The sequence below is a fragment of the Auritidibacter sp. NML130574 genome, from assembly GCF_003185725.2.
GTDB lineage: Bacteria > Actinomycetota > Actinomycetes > Actinomycetales > Micrococcaceae > Auritidibacter > Auritidibacter ignavus.
This window is the reverse complement of sequence record NZ_CP031746.1, coordinates 1,252,903-1,270,792: the sequence shown is the minus strand read 5'-3', so window position 1 is coordinate 1,270,792 and position 17,890 is coordinate 1,252,903. Positions and strand designations below refer to the sequence as shown.

Sequence of the window (17,890 nt, the reverse complement as noted above, 5' to 3'; positions counted from 1 at the left end):
TTCCAAGATCACTATCACCGAGGAGAACACGCATGTCGTCGAATCGTCGCCCGCTTGCTATCGGGCTGATCACTCTTGTGGGGTTGCTTGCTCCGACCCCGGCTTTGGCAGCGACTTCCGAGTCCCCTGCCCCTGAAGAAAATCTCGCACCTTCGGCACAGGCTACTCAGTCGTCGGAAGTTCCTGACGAAACTCAGCCCGCTGACAACGGACCTGAGACTGAAGATACCGAGACGGAAGGTTCTGAGACCGCGGGCTCCGAATCCCCTAATCCGGATGAGGAAACCGCCGAGAACCCAGACGGAGAAACCACCGTCAGCTTGCTGAACATCAATGACTTTCATGGTCGCATGAGTGAAGATATCGCCATGCCGTTTGCCAAGCTGATCACTGATCAGCAGGCTGTGAACCCTGGTAACACTTTGTTCTTGTCGTCTGGTGACGATATTGGTGCTTCTCTGTATGTTTCCTCTGTGCAGGATGACAACCCGACTCTGGATTACCTGAATGCTCTAGGTCTGGATGCTAGTGCGTTGGGTAACCACGAGTTTGATAAGGGCGTTAGCGACTTAGTAGACCGTGTCTTCCCGCGCTCGGATTTCGATCATCTGGCGGCCAATGTGATCGTGAAGGAAACCGGCGAGCCGCTGACCGATCCTTATAAGATCTACGAAACCGAGTCCGGTCACTCCGTGGCCGTCGTGGGCGGTGTGACCCAGGAGACTGTTACCCTGGTGAACCCGGCGGGCATTGAGTCCGTCGAGTTCAAAGACCCGGTGGAATCGGTCAACACCTACGTTGAGCAGCTGTCCGATGGGGATGCGTCGAACGGCGAGGCAGACATCATCGTGGCTTCGTACCACGAGGGTGTCAACACCGACAATATTGACAACGACCGCATCGTCAACAACACCCACCCTGAAGCTGACGTGATCTTTACCGGTCACACTCACGAGTTGTACAACGTGGATGCTCCAGTTCCAGGCGAGGAGGGCAAGACCCGCCCGGTTATGCAGACCGGTGAATACGGCAGCAACCTGGCTCGTGTTGACTTCAGCCTCGATGCTGAGGGCGAGATCATTGACGTCGAGCACAAGAACTTGCCGGCCGAACAGGACCCGAGTGATGAAGAGATCGCTGCCAGCCCGGTGCTGACCGAGGTTAAGCAGATTGTTGATGACGCCGCTGCTGTGGCTGAAGAAGAAGGCTCTGTGGTGATCGGTGAGCTCGAAGACTACATCACCACCGGTTACAATCCTGAGGCCACCGATAAGGGTGGATTCGACCAGCGTGATCGTGAATCCACCATGGGTCACCTGGTGGCCGATGCGTGGTTGTGGGCCGGCAATAACAACCCGGCTGGTCTGAGTGCTGACATCGGTGTGCTGGCCGCCGGCTCCCTCCGTGACGAATTCCCCAGTGGCCTGCGTTTGAACAAAGACCTGCAACCTGGTGAAGTTACCGTTGCTGATGCTGTATCCGTGAACCCGTTTGCTAACGACATCTACGTCGTAGAGATCACCGGCGAGCAGCTCCGTGAAGCGCTGGAGCAGCAGTGGCAGACCACCGCTGATGGTGAGATTCCTTCTCGCCCCTACCTGCAACTGGCTCTGAGCTCTAACGTTCGTTACACCTTTACCGGTGAAGTGTCGACCAACGCTAACAACCGTGCTGGTCACGAGACTCTGGGTAACAACATCGACCAGATCTGGGTTAACGACAAGCTGGTCACTGGTGACGAGACTTTCAAGGTGGCTCTGCCGTCCTTCTTGGCCGCTGGTGGTGACAACTTCCGTGCTTTTGGTAACAGCCTGAACCAGCAGCAGACCGCGCTGATTGACTCCGACATCTTCGTCAACTACCTGCGTGACGAGCTGGATGGCAAGATTGCTCCGCGTTTCGATCAGCAGGCCATCAAGGTCTCTGATGTGTCTGATAGCTACGACATCAACGGCGAGCTGACTTTCGGCCTGCAGTCCCTGGGTGTTCCGTCCTACAACGCTCCGATTCCGGAGAACTTCGCGGCCAGCATCGTGACCGAAGATGGCACCGAGGTTGAACTGGGCACCGTCGAGGTGCAAGACAAAGCAGGTAACGTCACGTTCGACCTGTCGCAGTTCGATTTGGCTGCCGGTAACGTTCAGGTCAAGCTGGTGGATGAGACCACCGGTACCATCATTACCCGCGCCATTGAGTTGACTGGTGAGCGGGACGACGAGGGCGGACAGCCTGGTGATGGTGAGACGACCGAGCCTGGTGACGAGGAGACCAGCGAGCAGCCTGGTCAGCCTGGTGATGACGAGACCAGCGAGCAGCCTGGTCAGCCTGGTGATGACGAGACCAGCGAGCAGCCTGGTCAGCAACCTGGTGATGAAGATGAGTCGGGCAAGCCTAGCGAAGGTGGCGAGGCTAGCGAAGATGGCGAGGCTGGCGACAAGGGCCAGGGCGGTGCCGAAGGTTCTGAACAGGGCTCCTTGGCTTCCACTGGTGCCACCATTGGTGGTCTGGCACTGCTGGGTGTAGCAGCCCTGGGTGCTGGCGCGCTGTTGGTTCGCCGCCGCGCTAACGCTCACGAGTAAGGGCCCTATCCCCTGAGGGGATAGTTCACACCGACGATCAGGGTGGTGACGGAATCATTCCGTCACCACCCTGAATCGTTGTGGAGGCTGAGTCTTAACCGGGTTAAAGAACGAAAAACACAGGAACAGACTAGACCCCGGGTGATTCTCGTTCGATAGTGACAGCAATGCCTGCGCTCGGGACAGCAATTACGTCCCCGGGGTGCAATTGCCGACCACGGCGAGTTTCGACCTCACCGTTGACCACAATAAGGCCATCCTGGATAATCTCACGGGCCTCCACTCCGTCTTCGACGAGGTTTCCCAATTTGAGGGCCTGGCCTAAACGGATCATGTCATCGTTGATCAATAGTGCTGTGACGTCAGGTGGCTCAGAAGCAGAAATACCCATGATGCCATTCTCACACCCGCCAACGATGTTGTCAGTGCCTGATCTGGGTGTCGCATCCGTGCCCGTGACTCAAACTGCCCGTAGACTAGTCACCGTTAGGCTCGCTTACGCACCATCGAACAGAGTGAGCCTCCACGATATCAAGACACTCATACCACCTTTGTCCCGCGCGAGCCCGCGCAGAAAGTGAAGCTTCATGGCTGCCCCGTCATCTCCTCTGGACCAGGTTATTAATCTCGCCAAACGGCGTGGATTCGTGTTCCAAGCCGGTGAAATTTACGGTGGCTCGCGTTCAGCCTGGGACTATGGACCACTGGGCGTCGAGCTGAAAGAGAACATTAAGAATCAGTGGTGGCAGACCTTTGTTCGTGGGCGTGGCGATATGGTCGGACTGGACTCGTCCATTATTTTGCCCCGTCAGGTCTGGGAGGCCTCCGGCCACGTCGAGACTTTCACGGACCCGCTGGTGGAATGCACGAGCTGTCACCGCCGGCAACGCCAAGACCACCTCGAGGAAGCTTTCGAAGCCAAGCATAACCGTGTTGCAGAATCCATGGCAGAAATCGTCTGCCCCGACTGTGGGACTCGTGGCCAGTGGACCGAACCTCAGTTGTTCTCCGGACTGGTCAAAACCTATCTGGGGCCGGTTGATAATGAGGAAGGCCTGCACTACATGCGCCCGGAGACTGCCCAGGGCATCTTCGTGAATTTCCTGAACGTGCTCAATGCCTCCCGGAAGAAACCACCGTTTGGTATCGGCCAGATTGGTAAAGCCTTCCGTAACGAGATCACTCCGGGTAACTTCATCTTCCGCACCCGCGAATTCGAACAGATGGAAATTGAATATTTCGTCCATCCCGACCAGGCTGGCGAACACTTTGACCGGTGGGTTGATGACTGCTTCAACTGGTTCGTTGATCTCGGCGTCAACTCCGACAACCTGCGTAAGTTCGATGTTCCTGCCGAAGACCGGGCACACTATTCGGACGGCACCATCGACTTGGAGTATCGTTTCGGTTTCCAGGGTTCTGAGTGGGGCGAACTGATGGGTATTGCGAACCGGACCAACTATGACCTGTCGCAACACACCGAGTATTCCGGTACCAAGATGCAGTACTTCGACCAGGGCACCAACGAGCGGTACACACCCTATGTGATTGAACCCTCCTTCGGTCTCACACGCTCGCTGATGGCCTTCTTAGTGGATTCCTACCGCGAAGACGAAGCCCCCAACACGAAGGGTGGGGTTGATGTGCGCACCGTACTGGGCCTGGACCCCCGATTGGCACCGATTAAAGCCGCCGTGCTCCCGCTGTCGAAGAAATCCGAGCTACAGGTCCCGGCTAGCCAGCTGGCAGACACGCTGCGGAAACGTTGGAATGTCGATTACGACGAGTCCGGGGCGATCGGGCGTCGCTACCGTCGTCAGGACGAAGTTGGTACCCCGTACTGCATCACCGTCGACTTTGACACGCTCGAAGACCAGGCCGTGACGATCCGCGAACGTGACTCGATGAACCAAGAACGTGTGAGCCTTGACCAGGTGGAGAACTACCTCAGCACCAATTTGGGTATCTAAATGACACCAGGCGACGATATTCACATCCGGCCTTGGGCAGAAGGTGACGACCTGAAGCTTCTCGAAGTTTTCGCCGACGTCGCCTCGCCCCAGCAAGCTGCCGATCGACTCATTCTTGCCAGGGCCACCACCGAGCCCTTCGGCATCACTTTGGTCGCTGAACGCGACGGTATTGCCATCGCTGCCGGTGGTGTGCGAGAGCAACCCATCCACCCCCAACGGCACTGGGTATACCTCGAAACTGCTCCGCTCGAGCGTCGTCAAGGAATTGCCGGCCTGCTCTTGGAACGGTTGGGTGAGAACATCCCGGCAGGTAGCGAGCTCAAGGCCCGGTCGGTGGCCGGTGATACCGCCACCGAATCCTTTTTAACCCGGCACGGGTTCTCCCGCATCAACACCGCTCGGAGGGTGTTGATTGGACCCGGTGGACTACAAACTCCCACCTTCAGCGAGAATGGTGAGGACGGTGCCCCAGTGTTAGAAGAACTCGGCACCGGTTCCGTTGAGCTCTCTCAAGCGGTCGCGACCTTCTACAATGCCGTGCATGCTAGCTGGGATCCCAGCGAGATCAGCCTGACCAAGGCTCAACAGCTCTTCCTGGCACCTGAAACTGCAGCGACCGGCGCTGTGGTAGTCCGAGACCGCCCCAAAGCGCACTCAGGTACCATTCAGGCATTCGCGATCTCTTACCTGGTGGAGGGACCGGACGGAGCCGAGCACGATGAACGGCAACCGGCCGAGGTGCTCATGGGATGGAACCCGGAGGCTCCCGACCCGCACACCGCCGTGAGAAACTTACTCGCCATGCTCACCGGAACATACCCGATTCAGCTCGAAACCGATGAGTCACTCACCGCGCTCAACCCGGTCATCGACGAGTTGATTGACTCCGGCTATGCCACCGTGGAAGCAACTCATCACCTGTGGGCCACGGATGGCTGATCACCGTCGCCGTTCACGTCGAGCAACCACTGCTGGGCACCCCCGCAACGAGACGGAGACTGGGACCCCGCATGCCGGGCACGGCCACGGCCTACCGGCCGGGCCCAGCGCCGATGGACTGGTGGCTGGCACCTCCAGTCGCAAAAAGCGCCGTGTCATCGGGTGGCTGACCGGAATCTTGGCCCCGTTGACCCTGGTGCTGATCATCGGCATGGTGCTGTTGTGGCCCTCCGGCAGCTACCGGGAACTGGCCCTCGACGACCCCTACGGCACGACCGAGAACTTCACCATCACACCGGCCACCGTCATCGAAACGGCGGAACGAAGCTGTCAAGACCAAAACCAGGTGATGGAGTCAACCACCGGGGCTCCCATGACCCTGCCCGATTCCGAGACCGGGGCTAGCCCAGAGTGCCACACCGCTTGGGTCAATCCCGATGGAGGTGGCAGTGAACGAGTCGAAGTGGAGATCCCGCCCCAGGTCTCGGCTTCGGCCAGCATTGAGGTGGGAGACCGACTGAAAATCCTGCGCCCCAACGCCTCGTCGGGATTTGACACCTCGGTGGCCGATTTCGTCGACTTCGAGCGCACCGTACCGATCGTGCTACTGGCCGGCCTCTACGCGCTGGTGGTCGTGCTGGTGGCCCGGTGGCGCGGGGTGCGCGCGATCATCGGACTCGTCGCCTCCTTCGCGGTGATCTTCTTTTTCATGATCCCGGCACTGCTCGAAGGCGGCCCACCACTGTGGATTGGACTCGTCGGGTGCTGTTTGATCATGGTCGCTGTGCTCTACTTCGCCCACGGTTTCTCTCTACGGACCACCACCGCCCTGCTCGGCACCCTCTTAGGCCTGGGCTTGACCGCAGGATTGGCCATTTGGAGCACCGATGCCGCCTATCTGACCGGGATGGGTGAAGAAGAATCCTTCGTGCTCTCCTCGGTTGTGCCCGATATTCGGCTCTCCGGCATTGTGCTCTGCGGACTACTTATCGCCGGGCTGGGAGTGCTCAACGACGTGACCATCACCCAATCCTCAGCGGTCTGGGAACTGCAAGCCGCCAACCCGCAGGCCAGCGCCTGGGAGCTCTTTAGCGCCGGCATGCGCATCGGTCGGGACCACATTGCCTCCACGGTCTATACCATCGCCTTTGCCTATGCCGGATCAGCGTTACCGGTCATGATGGTGATCTCCATGTACGAAACCGGACTGGGCACCATCCTGGTCTCCTCCGAACTGGCCGAAGAAGTCGTCCGGATCTTGGTGGGATCGATCGGACTGGTCTTGGCCATCCCGGCCACCACCGCCATTGCCGTTGTGGTGGCCAAGGCCGTCAGCAGTGACTCTTAACCTCCAGCCCGTGGTAGTGTGATCCGGGGCACAACTCGTGCTAGATTCAGAGATGAACACTGTCCTGTACGCTCGTACAGTTTGCAGGTGTGTGGCATGAATTGGTAGCACGACGGGAGAAAGAGGTCTCGATCATGGTTCAGCAACTTAGTCACTACCTCAATGGTGCACGGGTACCGGGATCATCTGGTGCCTTCAGTGACGTCTACAACCCCTCCACGGGAGAAGTTCAAGCTCAGGTCCCGCTGGCCAGTGTCGACGAGGTTCGGGAGGCAATCGCCCAGGCCAAACGAGCCCAGCCCGCGTGGGCAGCCACCAACGCCCAGAAACGAGCTCGGATCATTTCGCGATTCGTGGATGTGGCCTACCAGCACGAAGACGAGCTGGCTGAATTGCTCTCGCTGGAACACGGCAAGATTTTGGACGACGCCAAGGGAGATTTGCAACGTGGGCTGGACGTGATGGAATTCGCCACCGCAGCCCCGCACCTGCTGAAAGGCGAGTACTCGACCGGAGTCGGCACCGGCATCGATGTCTACTCCATGCGCCAGCCATTGGGCGTGGTCGCCGGCATTACCCCGTTCAACTTCCCGGCCATGATCCCGCTGTGGAAGGCCGCCGGCGCGATTGCCTCCGGTAATGCCTTCATCCTCAAGCCCTCCGAACGAGACCCTTCGGTGCCCCTGCGGCTGGCGGAGCTGTTCACCGAGGCTGGGCTGCCCGATGGCATCCTGCAGGTCGTTAATGGCGATAAAACCGCCGTGGATGAGATCCTGGACCACCCCGACATCAAGGCCGTGGGCTTTGTGGGGTCCACCCCGATTGCTGCCTCGATCTATTCCCACGCTGCCGCGAAGGGCAAGCGCGCCCAGTGCTTCGGTGGGGCGAAAAACCACATGGTGATTATGCCCGATGCCGATATGGACCAGGCCGCCGATGCACTGATTGGGGCGGCTTTTGGTTCGGCCGGTGAGCGGTGTATGGCCATCTCCGTGGCGGTGCCGGTCGGCGTTGAGACACATCAGATCATTCGCGATAAGGTCCTGGAACGCGCCCAGCGACTCACCGTGGGACACTCGCTGGCTCAGGACTCCGATTTCGGTCCGGTCGTCTCCCCGGAAGCCAAAGAACGCATTGAAGCAGCCATCGCCCGCGGTGTGGATGAGGGTGCCGAGCTCATCCTGGATGGCCGCCATCCCAAGGTCGCCGATTATCCCAATGGCTTCTATATCGGTGCCACCATTTTCGACCACGTCACTCCCGGGTCCTCACTGCACGCCGATGAGATCTTCGGTCCGGTGCTGTCCATTGTCCCGGCCGCCGACTATGACGCAGCGGTGGAGATCATCCACGGCCATAAGATGGGCAACGGTGTGGCGATCTTTACTCGCGACGGTGACGCTGCTCGGGAATTCGCCGCTGGGATTGAGGTGGGCATGATCGGTATTAACGTGCCCATCCCGGTTCCGATCGCCTATTACACCTTCGGCGGCTGGAAAGCCTCGGGCTTCGGGGATCTCAATCAGCACGGCCCCGATGCGTTCCGGTTCTATACCCGCACCAAGACCGTCACCCAACGGTGGCCATCCGGTATCAAAGACGGCGCCAGCTTCGTGATGCCCACCGGCAACTAACACCCCACCACGAAAGGACCACGAAGATGAGCGAGAACCATTCCGAACACGTCATAGCAGAGGTCCGTGGATCACTGGGCATCATCACCCTGAATAAGCCCCAGGCGATGAACTCGCTGTCACTGGAGATGGTCCGCACCATCACCGCGACACTGCAACAGTTCCGCGAGAACTCTGCGGTGGTCTCAGTCGCGTTGCGCGGTGCCGGCGATCGCGGTTTCTGTGCCGGCGGGGACGTGGTGGCGCTGTACCACCAGGTCGTCAATGATCCGCGTGATGCCTCGCCGTTCTTCATTGCGGAGTACCAGCTCGACCACGCCATTTCGGTCTACCCTAAGCCGGTGCTGGCCGTGATGAACGGTGTGGTGCTCGGTGGGGGAGTGGGCCTGGCCGGCCCCAGCTCCCACCGGATCGTGACCGAGACGACCCGGCTGGGTATGCCAGAAACCGGGATCGGTTTCAGCCCCGATGTGGCTGGAGTCAACTACCTAGCCCAGGCGCCTGGACTGCTGGGACGCCACCTGGCACTGACCGGTGCACACATTTCAGCTGCCGATGTCCTACATATCGGAATGGCTGATTATTTCGTCAACGACGAGTCCATCGAGGAACTTTTGGACGCGGTGTCTCAGATCAGCACCGCAGACCAACTGGACCCGACCATCCGGCAGTTTCAGGCTGAGCCGGGCCAGTCAGAGCTGGCCGCCCAGGCGGAATGGATCGACCGAGTCTACGACGCAGACACCGTGGAACAGATGCTGAGCAATGTGAGTGGCTTGGTGGAAAACCACCCCGACCACCCGGCCGGAAAGGCGCTCCGAGCACTACAGCGTAATTCACCGACCGGGATGAAAGTGGCTTTAGAAGCCGTCAAACGGGCCGGAGACCAGACCATTGGTGAAACCCTGGCTCAAGATTTGCGGACCACCATGAATGCTGCCTATGGCCACGACTTGCGCGAGGGTATCCGCGCTCAACTGGTGGATAAAGACCGCAACCCGCGGTGGAAACCGGCTGAGCTCTCGCAGGTCAGCCAACAGCTGGTCAACAGCTTCTTTGACCCTGTCGATGGGGTAGCAGATCTAGAACTCAACGAAGGATGAACCTGATGAACATCGCGTTTTTGGGATTAGGAAATATGGGGGCCCATATGGCCCGCAACCTGCTGGAGGCCGGCTACCAGGTGACCGGTTTCGACGTGGTTCCCGCTGCCGTGGAGCGTGCCGCCGAGGCGGGGATTGCCCCGGCCGAGTCAGGAGAGGCCGCGGTGCGCGACGCCGAGGTGGTGATCACCATGTTCCAAAACGGGCAACAGGTGTTGGATGCCTATCAAGGCTTACTAGCTGCCGCGCCGGAGAACACGCTGTTTATTGACTCGTCGACTATCAGCGTCGATGAAGCCCGTCAGGCTGCAGAACAGGCTCGTCAGGCAGGCCACCGCCCACTGGATGCTCCGGTCTCGGGCGGCATGTCCGGTGCTGAGGCAGGAACCTTGACTTTCATGGTGGGTGGCGATGCCGAAGCGTTTGCCACGGCCGAACCGCTTTTCCAGGCCATGGGACGCAAGATTGTGCACTGCGGTAACTCCGGTGCTGGACAAGCGGCAAAAGTCTGTAACAACATGCTGTTGGCGGTGACCACCATTGGCGCCAGTGAGGCCTTCGCGCTGGGACAGAATCTGGGGCTCAGCGACCAGGCACTGTACGATGTGCTGTCGACTTCGGCGGCACAATGTTGGGCCGTGACCACCAACTGCCCGGTGCCCGGCCCGGTGGGCACGGCCCCGGCTGATCGGGGCTACGCCCCGGGGTTTGCGACCGCGCTGATGGCCAAGGATCTCGGGTTGGCGCATGCGGCGATTGAAACCACCGGGACCTCGGCTTCGTTCGGGGAAGCAGCCTACGAGGCATACCGTCAGTTCAACGAGCTAGATGGTGGTGCCTACTCAGGACAGGACTTCTCAGCGATCATTAAAACTATTCGCCAGGGTTCACCCCGTGATGACGACGAGAAAGCGCAAAACAACGACACCCACCACTGAAAGGTAGATGACGAGACGATGACTGAGTCCAGCGAAGAGATTATTCTGACCGAAGTCCAAGACCGGATCGGAGTGATCCGGCTCAACCGTCCTCAGGCCCTGAATGCACTGAATGCCGAGGTCATGACCGCGGTGGTGGACACCGTCACAGGCTGGGAAAAAGACCCCCAGGTCATGGCTGTCGTCATTACGGGCAACGAGAAAGCCTTCGCTGCCGGTGCTGACATTAAAGAAATGTCGACCAAAACCGCAGTAGAGATGGCACGCAACGACTGGTTTGCCGATTGGGACGCCTTTGCGAATCTACGGATCCCTACCATTGCTGCGGTCAACGGCTATGCGCTCGGTGGTGGCTGCGAGCTAGCCATGATGTGCGATATTCTCGTCGCCGGTCCCTCCACCAAATTTGGTCAGCCTGAAATCAACCTCGGTGTCATCCCCGGGATGGGTGGTTCCCAACGACTCACCCGAGCGGTCGGAAAAGCCAAGGCCATGGACATGGTGCTGACCGGTCGGATGATGCCAGCCGACGAAGCAGAACGCGCCGGTCTCGTTTCACGACTAGTCGACGAGGATGAAAAGGTTTTTGACACCGCGATCGAGGTGGCCGGAACCATCGCCTCGAAATCGCGTCCGGTGGTTCTGGTCGCCAAGGACGCGGTGTCTGCTGCCTTTGAGACCACCTTGCAACAAGGTGTGCTCTTTGAACGCCGGACCTTCCATAGCCTGTTCTCCCTGCAGGACCAGAAAGAGGGCATGGCCGCCTTTAACGAAAAGCGCAAACCTGAATTCACAGATCACTAAAAATCCCCACACATACAGGATCCGCCGGTTGGTGTCCTACCAGCCGGCGGATCCTGCTGTGCTGAGGGCTGAAGTCCGGGAAATCGGTCAGTTACGCGGTGACATCCGTGTCGGAAAACTCGTGGTTGTACCCTTCGGTGCTGGTGCGCGTGGCACGAGCTTGATCCGTGAGTTCGCCTTCCTCACCGTGGAATTCCCGCTCTTTTGCACGCAATTCAACACGGCGGATTTTGCCCGAAACCGTCTTGGGCAACTCGGCGAATTCCAGCCGGCGAATCTTGGCATACGGAGGCAACACCGTGGAAGTGTGAGCGAAAATCGATGCCGCGGTCTCAGCAGTCGGCTCGTGCCCGGCGGCCAACACCACATAGGCTTTCGGCACCGAGAGTCGAATCGGATCTGGGGATGGGACCACCGCCACCTCGGCCACTGCCGGATGCTCAATCACTGCCGATTCCAATTCGAAGGGGGAGAGCTTATAGTCAGAAGCTTTAAACACGTCATCGGCTCGACCAATATAGGTGAAGATTCCCTGCTCATCTCGCTCCATGATGTCACCGGTGTGGTAGTAGCCACCGCGGAACGCTTTGTCGTTCTTCTCCGGGTCCTTATAGTAGCCCTTCATCAGCCCTACCGGCCGAGGGGCGGCAACCAGGCATACCTCGCCCTCTCCTGCCCCTTCGATGAGCTCATCGGTGGCCGGATCGATCAGGACCACCTCAAAGCCGGGGAGGGGCCGGCCTACGGAACCGGGCTTGAGCTCCTGGCCGGGAGTATTAGCGATCTGCAACGTGGACTCGGTCTGTCCGAACCCGTCGCGAATGTCTCGATTCCAGTCTTCGCGGACTTTATTGATCACCCGGGGGTTCAACGGTTCACCGGCAGCAACAACTTTGTCGGGTGGATTCTTCAGTTTGGTCAAATCCGCCTGAATCAGCATCCGCCAAACCGTCGGCGGAGCGCAGAAACTCGTCACCCCTTCGTCATCCATAACCTGCATCAATTTTTCGGCATCGAAGCGTGAATAGTTGTAGAGGAAGATCGTCGCTTCAGCGATCAACGGGGCAAAGAAATTCGACCAGGCGTGTTTTGCCCACCCTGGCGACGCGACATTGAGGTGAACATCTCCGGGTTCTAAACCGATCCAATATACCGTGGTGAAATGCCCAACCGGGTACGAGAGATGGGAATGAGCCACCATTTTGGCCCGTGATGTGGTCCCGGAGGTGAAATACAACAGGACCGTGTCATCAGCAGGAGTTGGTTGATCCGGTGTAAAGGCGATGTCCGCATCGAACGAGGCAACGTAGCTGAACCGGGGGTGGGCCACATTCTGCGCTTCGGTGTCCGACCTCGTGGTTCCGGTGGTGATGACCGTCATCTCACCGGTGACGGCCTCGAACTTCTCTGCGTTATCTGGGTTGACCACAACCCAGCGAGCCTCGGAACGATCAATGCGCTCCTGTAGATCATGGGGCGAGAGCATCACCGTGGTTGGTAACAGCACCGCCCCCAATTTGATGCCAGCCAGCATCGTTTCCCACAGCTCCACCTGGTTATTGAGCATCACCATCACGCCATCGCCACGCTGTACACCCAGAGAACGCAACCAATTGGCAACCTGCGAGGAGCGGTCGGCCAGTTCTCGATATGTCAGTCGCGTCGAGGAACCATCCTCTTCAACGATGACTAACGCGTTGTGATCCCCGCGTTCGGTCTCATAGGCCACGTGGTCGACCCAGTCTAGGGCGAAATTGAAGTGCTCAAACTCTGGCCACCTGAAGTTCTCTCGGGCGCTCTGGATATCGGTGCGGTAGCTAAGAAGTTGATCGCGGGCTGCGCGAAATGTCTCGGTAGCTGACATGAGGATTGTTCTCCTTGCCAAGGATGGAAACAGGGGGATGGAATCACAGGCTGTACAAGTGTATAGTTCCAACTGGAGTGATACAGCTCACTTTATAGTTTCGAGAGAGGATGTCAATGACTTCGACCGTGGACTGCGACCCTGAGCTTCGTCTCCCTTTCCCTGATGCGGATCTGCTCGATGTTGCATCGTTGCTGACGGCTGATGAACGTCAAGCTTTGCGTGCCGTGCGATCCTACATGCAGGACGTGGTTCGCCCGGTGATTGTCGACTACTGGAACCGTGAAGAGTTTCCTTTTGAGTTGCTTCCGGGGATGGCTGAGGTTGGGCTCGCCGATGTGGCTTTACAGGACCGGTCCTGGCTCTACCGTGGGCTCGTCTACTCCGAAGTGAGTCGTGTCGATGTCTCGCTCGGGGCGTTGGTGGGTATTCATAATGAACTCATTGTCGGTATGGTCAACCAGTTGGGCTCTGAGGCTCAACGACAGCAGTGGCTACCAAAACTCACCCGTTTTGAGGCGGTCGGGTCGTTTGGAATGACCGAGCCGGATCACGGGTCCGACATCGCCGGGGGTTTGGAAACCACTGCCACCCCGGTTGAGGGTGGATGGGTTATTAATGGTGCCAAGCGCTGGATCGGCGCCGGGACTTTCTGTGATTTTCTCTTGGCCTGGGCCAAGGATGCCGCTGATGGTTCGGTGAAGGCTTTCCTGATTGACTCATCGACCCCAGGGTTTTCGGCCGCAAAGATTGGGCATAAGATCGGTCTGCGCGTGATGCAAAACGCGGACATCACCCTCGATAACGTCTTGGTTTCCAGCGATGACATGCTCCCCGGAGTGGTCGGCTTTGACTCCGCGAACGAAATGTTGCGCAATTCCCGGGTCTGGGTCGGCTGGCAAGCCGTCGGCGCCCAGCTGGGTGCCTTTGATGTGATGCGAAACTATGCGCTGAATCGACAACAATTCGGTCGTCGGTTGGTGAAGTTCCAGCTCATCCAGCAAGGTCTTGCAGACCTGATCTCCAATGCCCATGCATGTCTGGGCATGATGATGAATATTGCTCGCTTGCAAGAAACTAACCAGATCGAAATGGTCCATGCCGCCATGGGTAAGGCGACCGGGTCTCGGCTGTTGCGAGAATCGGCGGCGATTGCGCGCAACGCGCTGGGTGGTAACGGGATCCTATCGACCTATGAAGCAGCCAAGATCTTCGGTGATGCCGAGGTGATACACACCTATGAAGGCACCTATGAGATCAACTCGCTGATTGTGTCTAGGGCGGTGACGGGGCACTCTGCTTTCGTGTAGAGTCGGCCGTGTCACACCGTGTTTTCTCTCACATAGTATCCCAAAGAACCTCATAAAAAGGGCCCCATGAAAACCAGTGAAATGATTCAACGTGCCCGCTTGAACACCATTGGGCAAGCTTTGCACCGGGTAGCTGTCGGATCGCCCGATAAGCCAGCTCTGAAATATCTGCAACGCGAATTTAGTTATCGAGATCTAGACGATGCGGCCACCATCACCGCTCGTCTGCTGATCGAAGCCGGGGTGAAACCGGGTGACCGCGTGGCTTCCTATGCCAAGAACTCCGATGCCTTCGTGTTGGCATTCTTCGGGTCTTTACGGGCCGCTGCAGTTCACGTGCCCATTAACTTTGCCCTCACCGGTGAAGAGCTGGTGCATGCGTTGATTGACTCCGGGTCCACCTATGTCTTTTGTGATCCAGACCAATATGACAAAGTCGAGGAAGTTCGTGGCGATACGGCCGTGCAACAGGTGACCTTGCTCCACGGGGACATGGACTCGCTACTGGCTCGGGTGCAGTTGATTCTCGAGGATCCTGAGCAACGCCAGGCCTACACCTCTGGTGAGACACCGGATAGTCAGGAACAATCTAGTGACGTAGTGCAACTGCTCTATACTTCCGGAACCACCTCGCGCCCGAAGGGTGCGATTCACACGCACGAATCGTTGATGACCCACTATGGTGCGGTGCAACAGGCTCTGGATTTTACGCCCCAGGATCGTCCTGTGGTGTGTATGCCGCTTTATCACTCGGCCGGGCTCCACGTGTTTTTGACCCCTTATCTGCTGATGGGGGTAACCGTTCGACTCCTAACCGTTCCGGATATCTCAGAGATCTTGGCGAAGGTGGAAGAAGACCGGGCCACCAGCTTGTTTTTAGCCCCGACCGTGTGGGTGCCGTTGTCGCAGCATCCAGAGCTGGAACACCGGGATCTCTCCTCGCTGACGCATGCCTACTACGGAGCCTCTATCATGCCGGTCACGGTGCTCCAAAGACTGCGGGAGGCTTATCCGAAGATCGGGTTCTACAACTGCTTCGGTCAGTCTGAAATGGGGCCGCTGGTTTCTGTCTTGCGTCCAGAAGACCATGATGAACGGCCGAAATCCGCGGGTCTACCGTTACCCACGGTGCAAATCCGGGTGGTGGACCCAGAAGGACAGCCGGTCCCTGAAGGAACCCCGGGGGAGATTCAGTATCGTTCGCCGCAGCTGTGTCGGGGCTACTGGAATCGAGATGAGGCTACTGCCGAAAGCTTCACCGATGGCTGGTTCCACTCCGGAGATCAGGTCGTGCTCGATCAGGATGGCTACATTGAGGTGGTCGACCGGATTAAAGATGTCATTAACACCGGCGGTATCCTGGTTGCCTCCCGCGAGGTCGAAGATGCCATCTACCGTCACGACGCCGTTGCGGAAGTTGCGGTCATTGGACGCCCCGATGAGAAATGGATCGAATCCATTACCGCCTATGTGGTGCTCAAGCCCGATCAGCAGCTCGACGCTGACGAGCTCAAAGAGTTCCTGCGTCCCATCTTGGCCGGGTTCAAAATTCCTAAGAGTTACGAGTTCGTTGACGAGCTACCCCGGAATCAGTCCGGCAAAATTCTCAAGCGTCAGCTCCGGGGGGGCCTAAGACCGTAACTGGGCCTCAGCAAACTCGACGTTGAACCCTTCGGTAACCACGGGCGGAGTCTTCTGCCCATCGTCACCGTGGAGTTCTTGTTCTTGGCGACGTAATTGCACCCGTCGGATCTTGCCGGAGATCGTCTTGGGTAGCTGCGAGAACTGGAAGCGACGAACCCGGCCGTATGGTGGCAGTGTCTCACGACCGAACTCATAGATGGACCGCGCGGTCTCTTCGGTAGGTTCATAGCCTTGAGCCAAAACGATATAAGCCTTCGGCACGGCCATACGAATGGCATCCGGTGAAGGCACCACGGCAACTTCCAGCACCGCGGGGTGCTGGATGAGCCCGGATTCCAGTTCAAAGGGCGAGAGCTTGTAGTCGGAGGCCTTGAACAGATCATCGGCGCGGGACACGTAGGTGTAGACCCCAGATTCATCGCGCTTCATCACGTCCCCGGTGCGGTACACGCCCTGTGAGAAGGCTTCGGCATTACGCTCATCATCCCGGTAGTATCCCGGGGTTAACCCGCCCGGTCGTGGGTCGAGGCGGAGAACGACCTGGCCTTCACCGGGGCCGGAAATGATGTCTTCGGTGTCCTGATCCATCAGCTCGACCTGGTAGCCCGGCAACGGGCGACCCAAAGCGCCCGGGGTGAGCTCTTGGCCGGGGGTGTTGGCGATTTGGAGCGTGGATTCGGTCTGCCCATAACCGTCGCGAATATCCACGCCCCAGTCACGCCGGACGTGTTCGATGATGCTGGCGCTGAGTGGTTCCCCGGCCGAGAGTGCAACCGTTGGAGGAGTGGACAGTTGGGTCAGATCTGCCTGGATCAGCATTCGCCACACGGTCGGAGGAACACACAGGGAGGTGACCTGCTGGCGATCCATTAACTCCATCAGCGCCTCGGGATCAAAGCGACGGTAGTTGAATACCAGAATGGTGGCCTCGGCAATCCAGGGTGTAAAGAAGCTGGACCAGGCGTGTTTGCCCCAGCCCGGGGAGGCGATATTCAGATGGACGTCTCCGGGACGCAACCCCATCCAATACAGAGTGGAGAAGTGCCCTACTGCGTAGGAGTACTGCGTGTGAGTAACCATCTTCGGTTCCGAGGTGGTCCCGGAGGTGAAATAGATCAGCATCGTCTCCGCCGCATCGGTCAGCCCCGGATCGGTCAGCTCGCCGGTGGCCTCGCGGGTGAACCCGTGGGCCTGATCTGTGGCCTCCCCAGTGGTGATCAAACCATCGAGCTGGTCGGCACAGTTGGCGAATTTGTCGAGATTGTCCGTATTGGTCATCGCCCAACGCACTTGGGCGCGTTCCAGACGAGAGATAATGGCCTGGGGAGCCAGCATCGTGGTGGTGGGCAGAACGACCACACCGAGCTTGATCGCTGCCAGCATGGCTTCCCACAGCTCGACCTGGTTGTCCAGCATCACCATGAGCTTATCGCCACGGCCCATGCCCAGGGATTGGAACCAGACCGCCACGCGGGCAGCGCGCTCCGCGAGCTCGCGGAAGGTCAAGGAAATGTCTACGCCGGCCTCGTTGGCAATGATCAGAGCTGGTTGATCGCCACGGACGGGGTCGGCGGCCAGCTGGTCGAACCAGTCGGAGGTGAAATTGAAGTGGTCGATCTCAGGCCACGAGAAGCTCTTGCGTGCTTGGTCGAGATCCTCACGTAAACGTAGCAGGTCATCTCGGTAGGCTCGGTAGGTCTCCGTGACTGTCATCAACACACACCTTTCGTGGCTTCAATCTTGGCTCGAGCTGA

Annotated in this window: 13 protein-coding genes; 10 read left to right on the top strand and 3 right to left on the bottom strand. The window is 58.6% G+C overall.

Translation table 11 applies throughout. From position 1 onward, the window contains the following. The first annotated feature begins 32 nt into the window (after nucleotides 1-32). The gene (locus tag DCC27_RS05790) at nucleotides 33-2,579 is read left to right on the top strand and encodes a bifunctional UDP-sugar hydrolase/5'-nucleotidase (RefSeq protein WP_110110354.1); all 2,547 of its coding nucleotides are present in this window, start codon (nucleotides 33-35) and stop codon (nucleotides 2,577-2,579) included. Nucleotides 2,580-2,709: 130 nt separating this feature from the next. Here the strand turns inward: DCC27_RS05790 and DCC27_RS05785 are convergent, their stop codons facing one another. Beyond that, complete coding sequence (locus DCC27_RS05785) at nucleotides 2,710-2,970, bottom strand: RNA-binding S4 domain-containing protein (protein ID WP_110101092.1); 261 nt, start codon at nucleotides 2,968-2,970, stop codon at nucleotides 2,710-2,712. 196 nt (nucleotides 2,971-3,166) lie between these two features. Here DCC27_RS05785 and DCC27_RS05780 point away from each other — a divergent pair, with 196 nt between their 5' ends. The 7 genes from DCC27_RS05780 to DCC27_RS05750 all read left to right on the top strand — a co-directional run bounded on the left by DCC27_RS05780 (nucleotide 3,167) and on the right by DCC27_RS05750 (nucleotide 11,318). Then, the gene (locus DCC27_RS05780) at nucleotides 3,167-4,549 is read left to right on the top strand and encodes a glycine--tRNA ligase (RefSeq protein WP_110098766.1); all 1,383 of its coding nucleotides are present in this window, start codon (nucleotides 3,167-3,169) and stop codon (nucleotides 4,547-4,549) included. After that, entirely contained in the window at nucleotides 4,550-5,491 is a 942-nt protein-coding gene (locus DCC27_RS05775) for a GNAT family N-acetyltransferase (RefSeq protein ID WP_110101091.1), read from the top strand. Continuing rightward, nucleotides 5,484-6,839 (top strand): YibE/F family protein, encoded by a 1,356-nt coding sequence (locus DCC27_RS05770; protein WP_110101090.1) that lies wholly within the window; start codon nucleotides 5,484-5,486, stop codon nucleotides 6,837-6,839. Before DCC27_RS05775 ends, DCC27_RS05770 begins: the two co-directional genes overlap by 8 nt. Nucleotides 6,840-6,973: 134 nt before the next feature. Then, nucleotides 6,974-8,473 (top strand): CoA-acylating methylmalonate-semialdehyde dehydrogenase, encoded by a 1,500-nt coding sequence (locus DCC27_RS05765; RefSeq protein ID WP_110110405.1) that lies wholly within the window; start codon nucleotides 6,974-6,976, stop codon nucleotides 8,471-8,473. Nucleotides 8,474-8,499: 26 nt separating this feature from the next. Beyond that, nucleotides 8,500-9,576, top strand: coding sequence for an enoyl-CoA hydratase/isomerase family protein (locus DCC27_RS05760; protein ID WP_110098763.1), 1,077 nt, complete (start codon nucleotides 8,500-8,502; stop codon nucleotides 9,574-9,576). A gap of 5 nt (nucleotides 9,577-9,581) precedes the next feature. Next, entirely contained in the window at nucleotides 9,582-10,514 is a 933-nt protein-coding gene (gene mmsB / locus DCC27_RS05755; RefSeq protein ID WP_110101169.1) for a 3-hydroxyisobutyrate dehydrogenase, read from the top strand. A gap of 18 nt (nucleotides 10,515-10,532) precedes the next feature. After that, a complete protein-coding gene (locus DCC27_RS05750) occupies nucleotides 10,533-11,318 on the top strand; it encodes an enoyl-CoA hydratase-related protein (protein ID WP_110101088.1) in 786 nt (261 codons plus the stop codon). 91 nt (nucleotides 11,319-11,409) lie between these two features. Here the strand turns inward: DCC27_RS05750 and DCC27_RS05745 are convergent, their stop codons facing one another. Continuing rightward, a complete protein-coding gene (locus DCC27_RS05745; RefSeq protein ID WP_110101087.1) occupies nucleotides 11,410-13,182 on the bottom strand; it encodes an AMP-binding protein in 1,773 nt (590 codons plus the stop codon). A gap of 116 nt (nucleotides 13,183-13,298) precedes the next feature. Between DCC27_RS05745 and DCC27_RS05740 the strand changes: the two genes are divergently transcribed. Both DCC27_RS05740 and DCC27_RS05735 read left to right on the top strand, forming a co-directional pair. Beyond that, the gene (locus DCC27_RS05740; RefSeq protein ID WP_233242954.1) at nucleotides 13,299-14,492 is read left to right on the top strand and encodes an acyl-CoA dehydrogenase family protein; all 1,194 of its coding nucleotides are present in this window, start codon (nucleotides 13,299-13,301) and stop codon (nucleotides 14,490-14,492) included. A gap of 66 nt (nucleotides 14,493-14,558) precedes the next feature. Continuing rightward, nucleotides 14,559-16,133, top strand: a complete 1,575-nt coding sequence (locus DCC27_RS05735) for a fatty acyl-CoA synthetase (RefSeq protein ID WP_199223139.1) — start codon at nucleotides 14,559-14,561, stop codon at nucleotides 16,131-16,133. Here DCC27_RS05735 and DCC27_RS05730 read toward each other — a convergent pair. Next, entirely contained in the window at nucleotides 16,122-17,849 is a 1,728-nt protein-coding gene (locus DCC27_RS05730; protein WP_110101085.1) for an AMP-binding protein, read from the bottom strand. The genes DCC27_RS05735 and DCC27_RS05730 overlap by 12 nt on opposite strands. Nucleotides 17,850-17,890 lie beyond the last annotated feature (41 nt).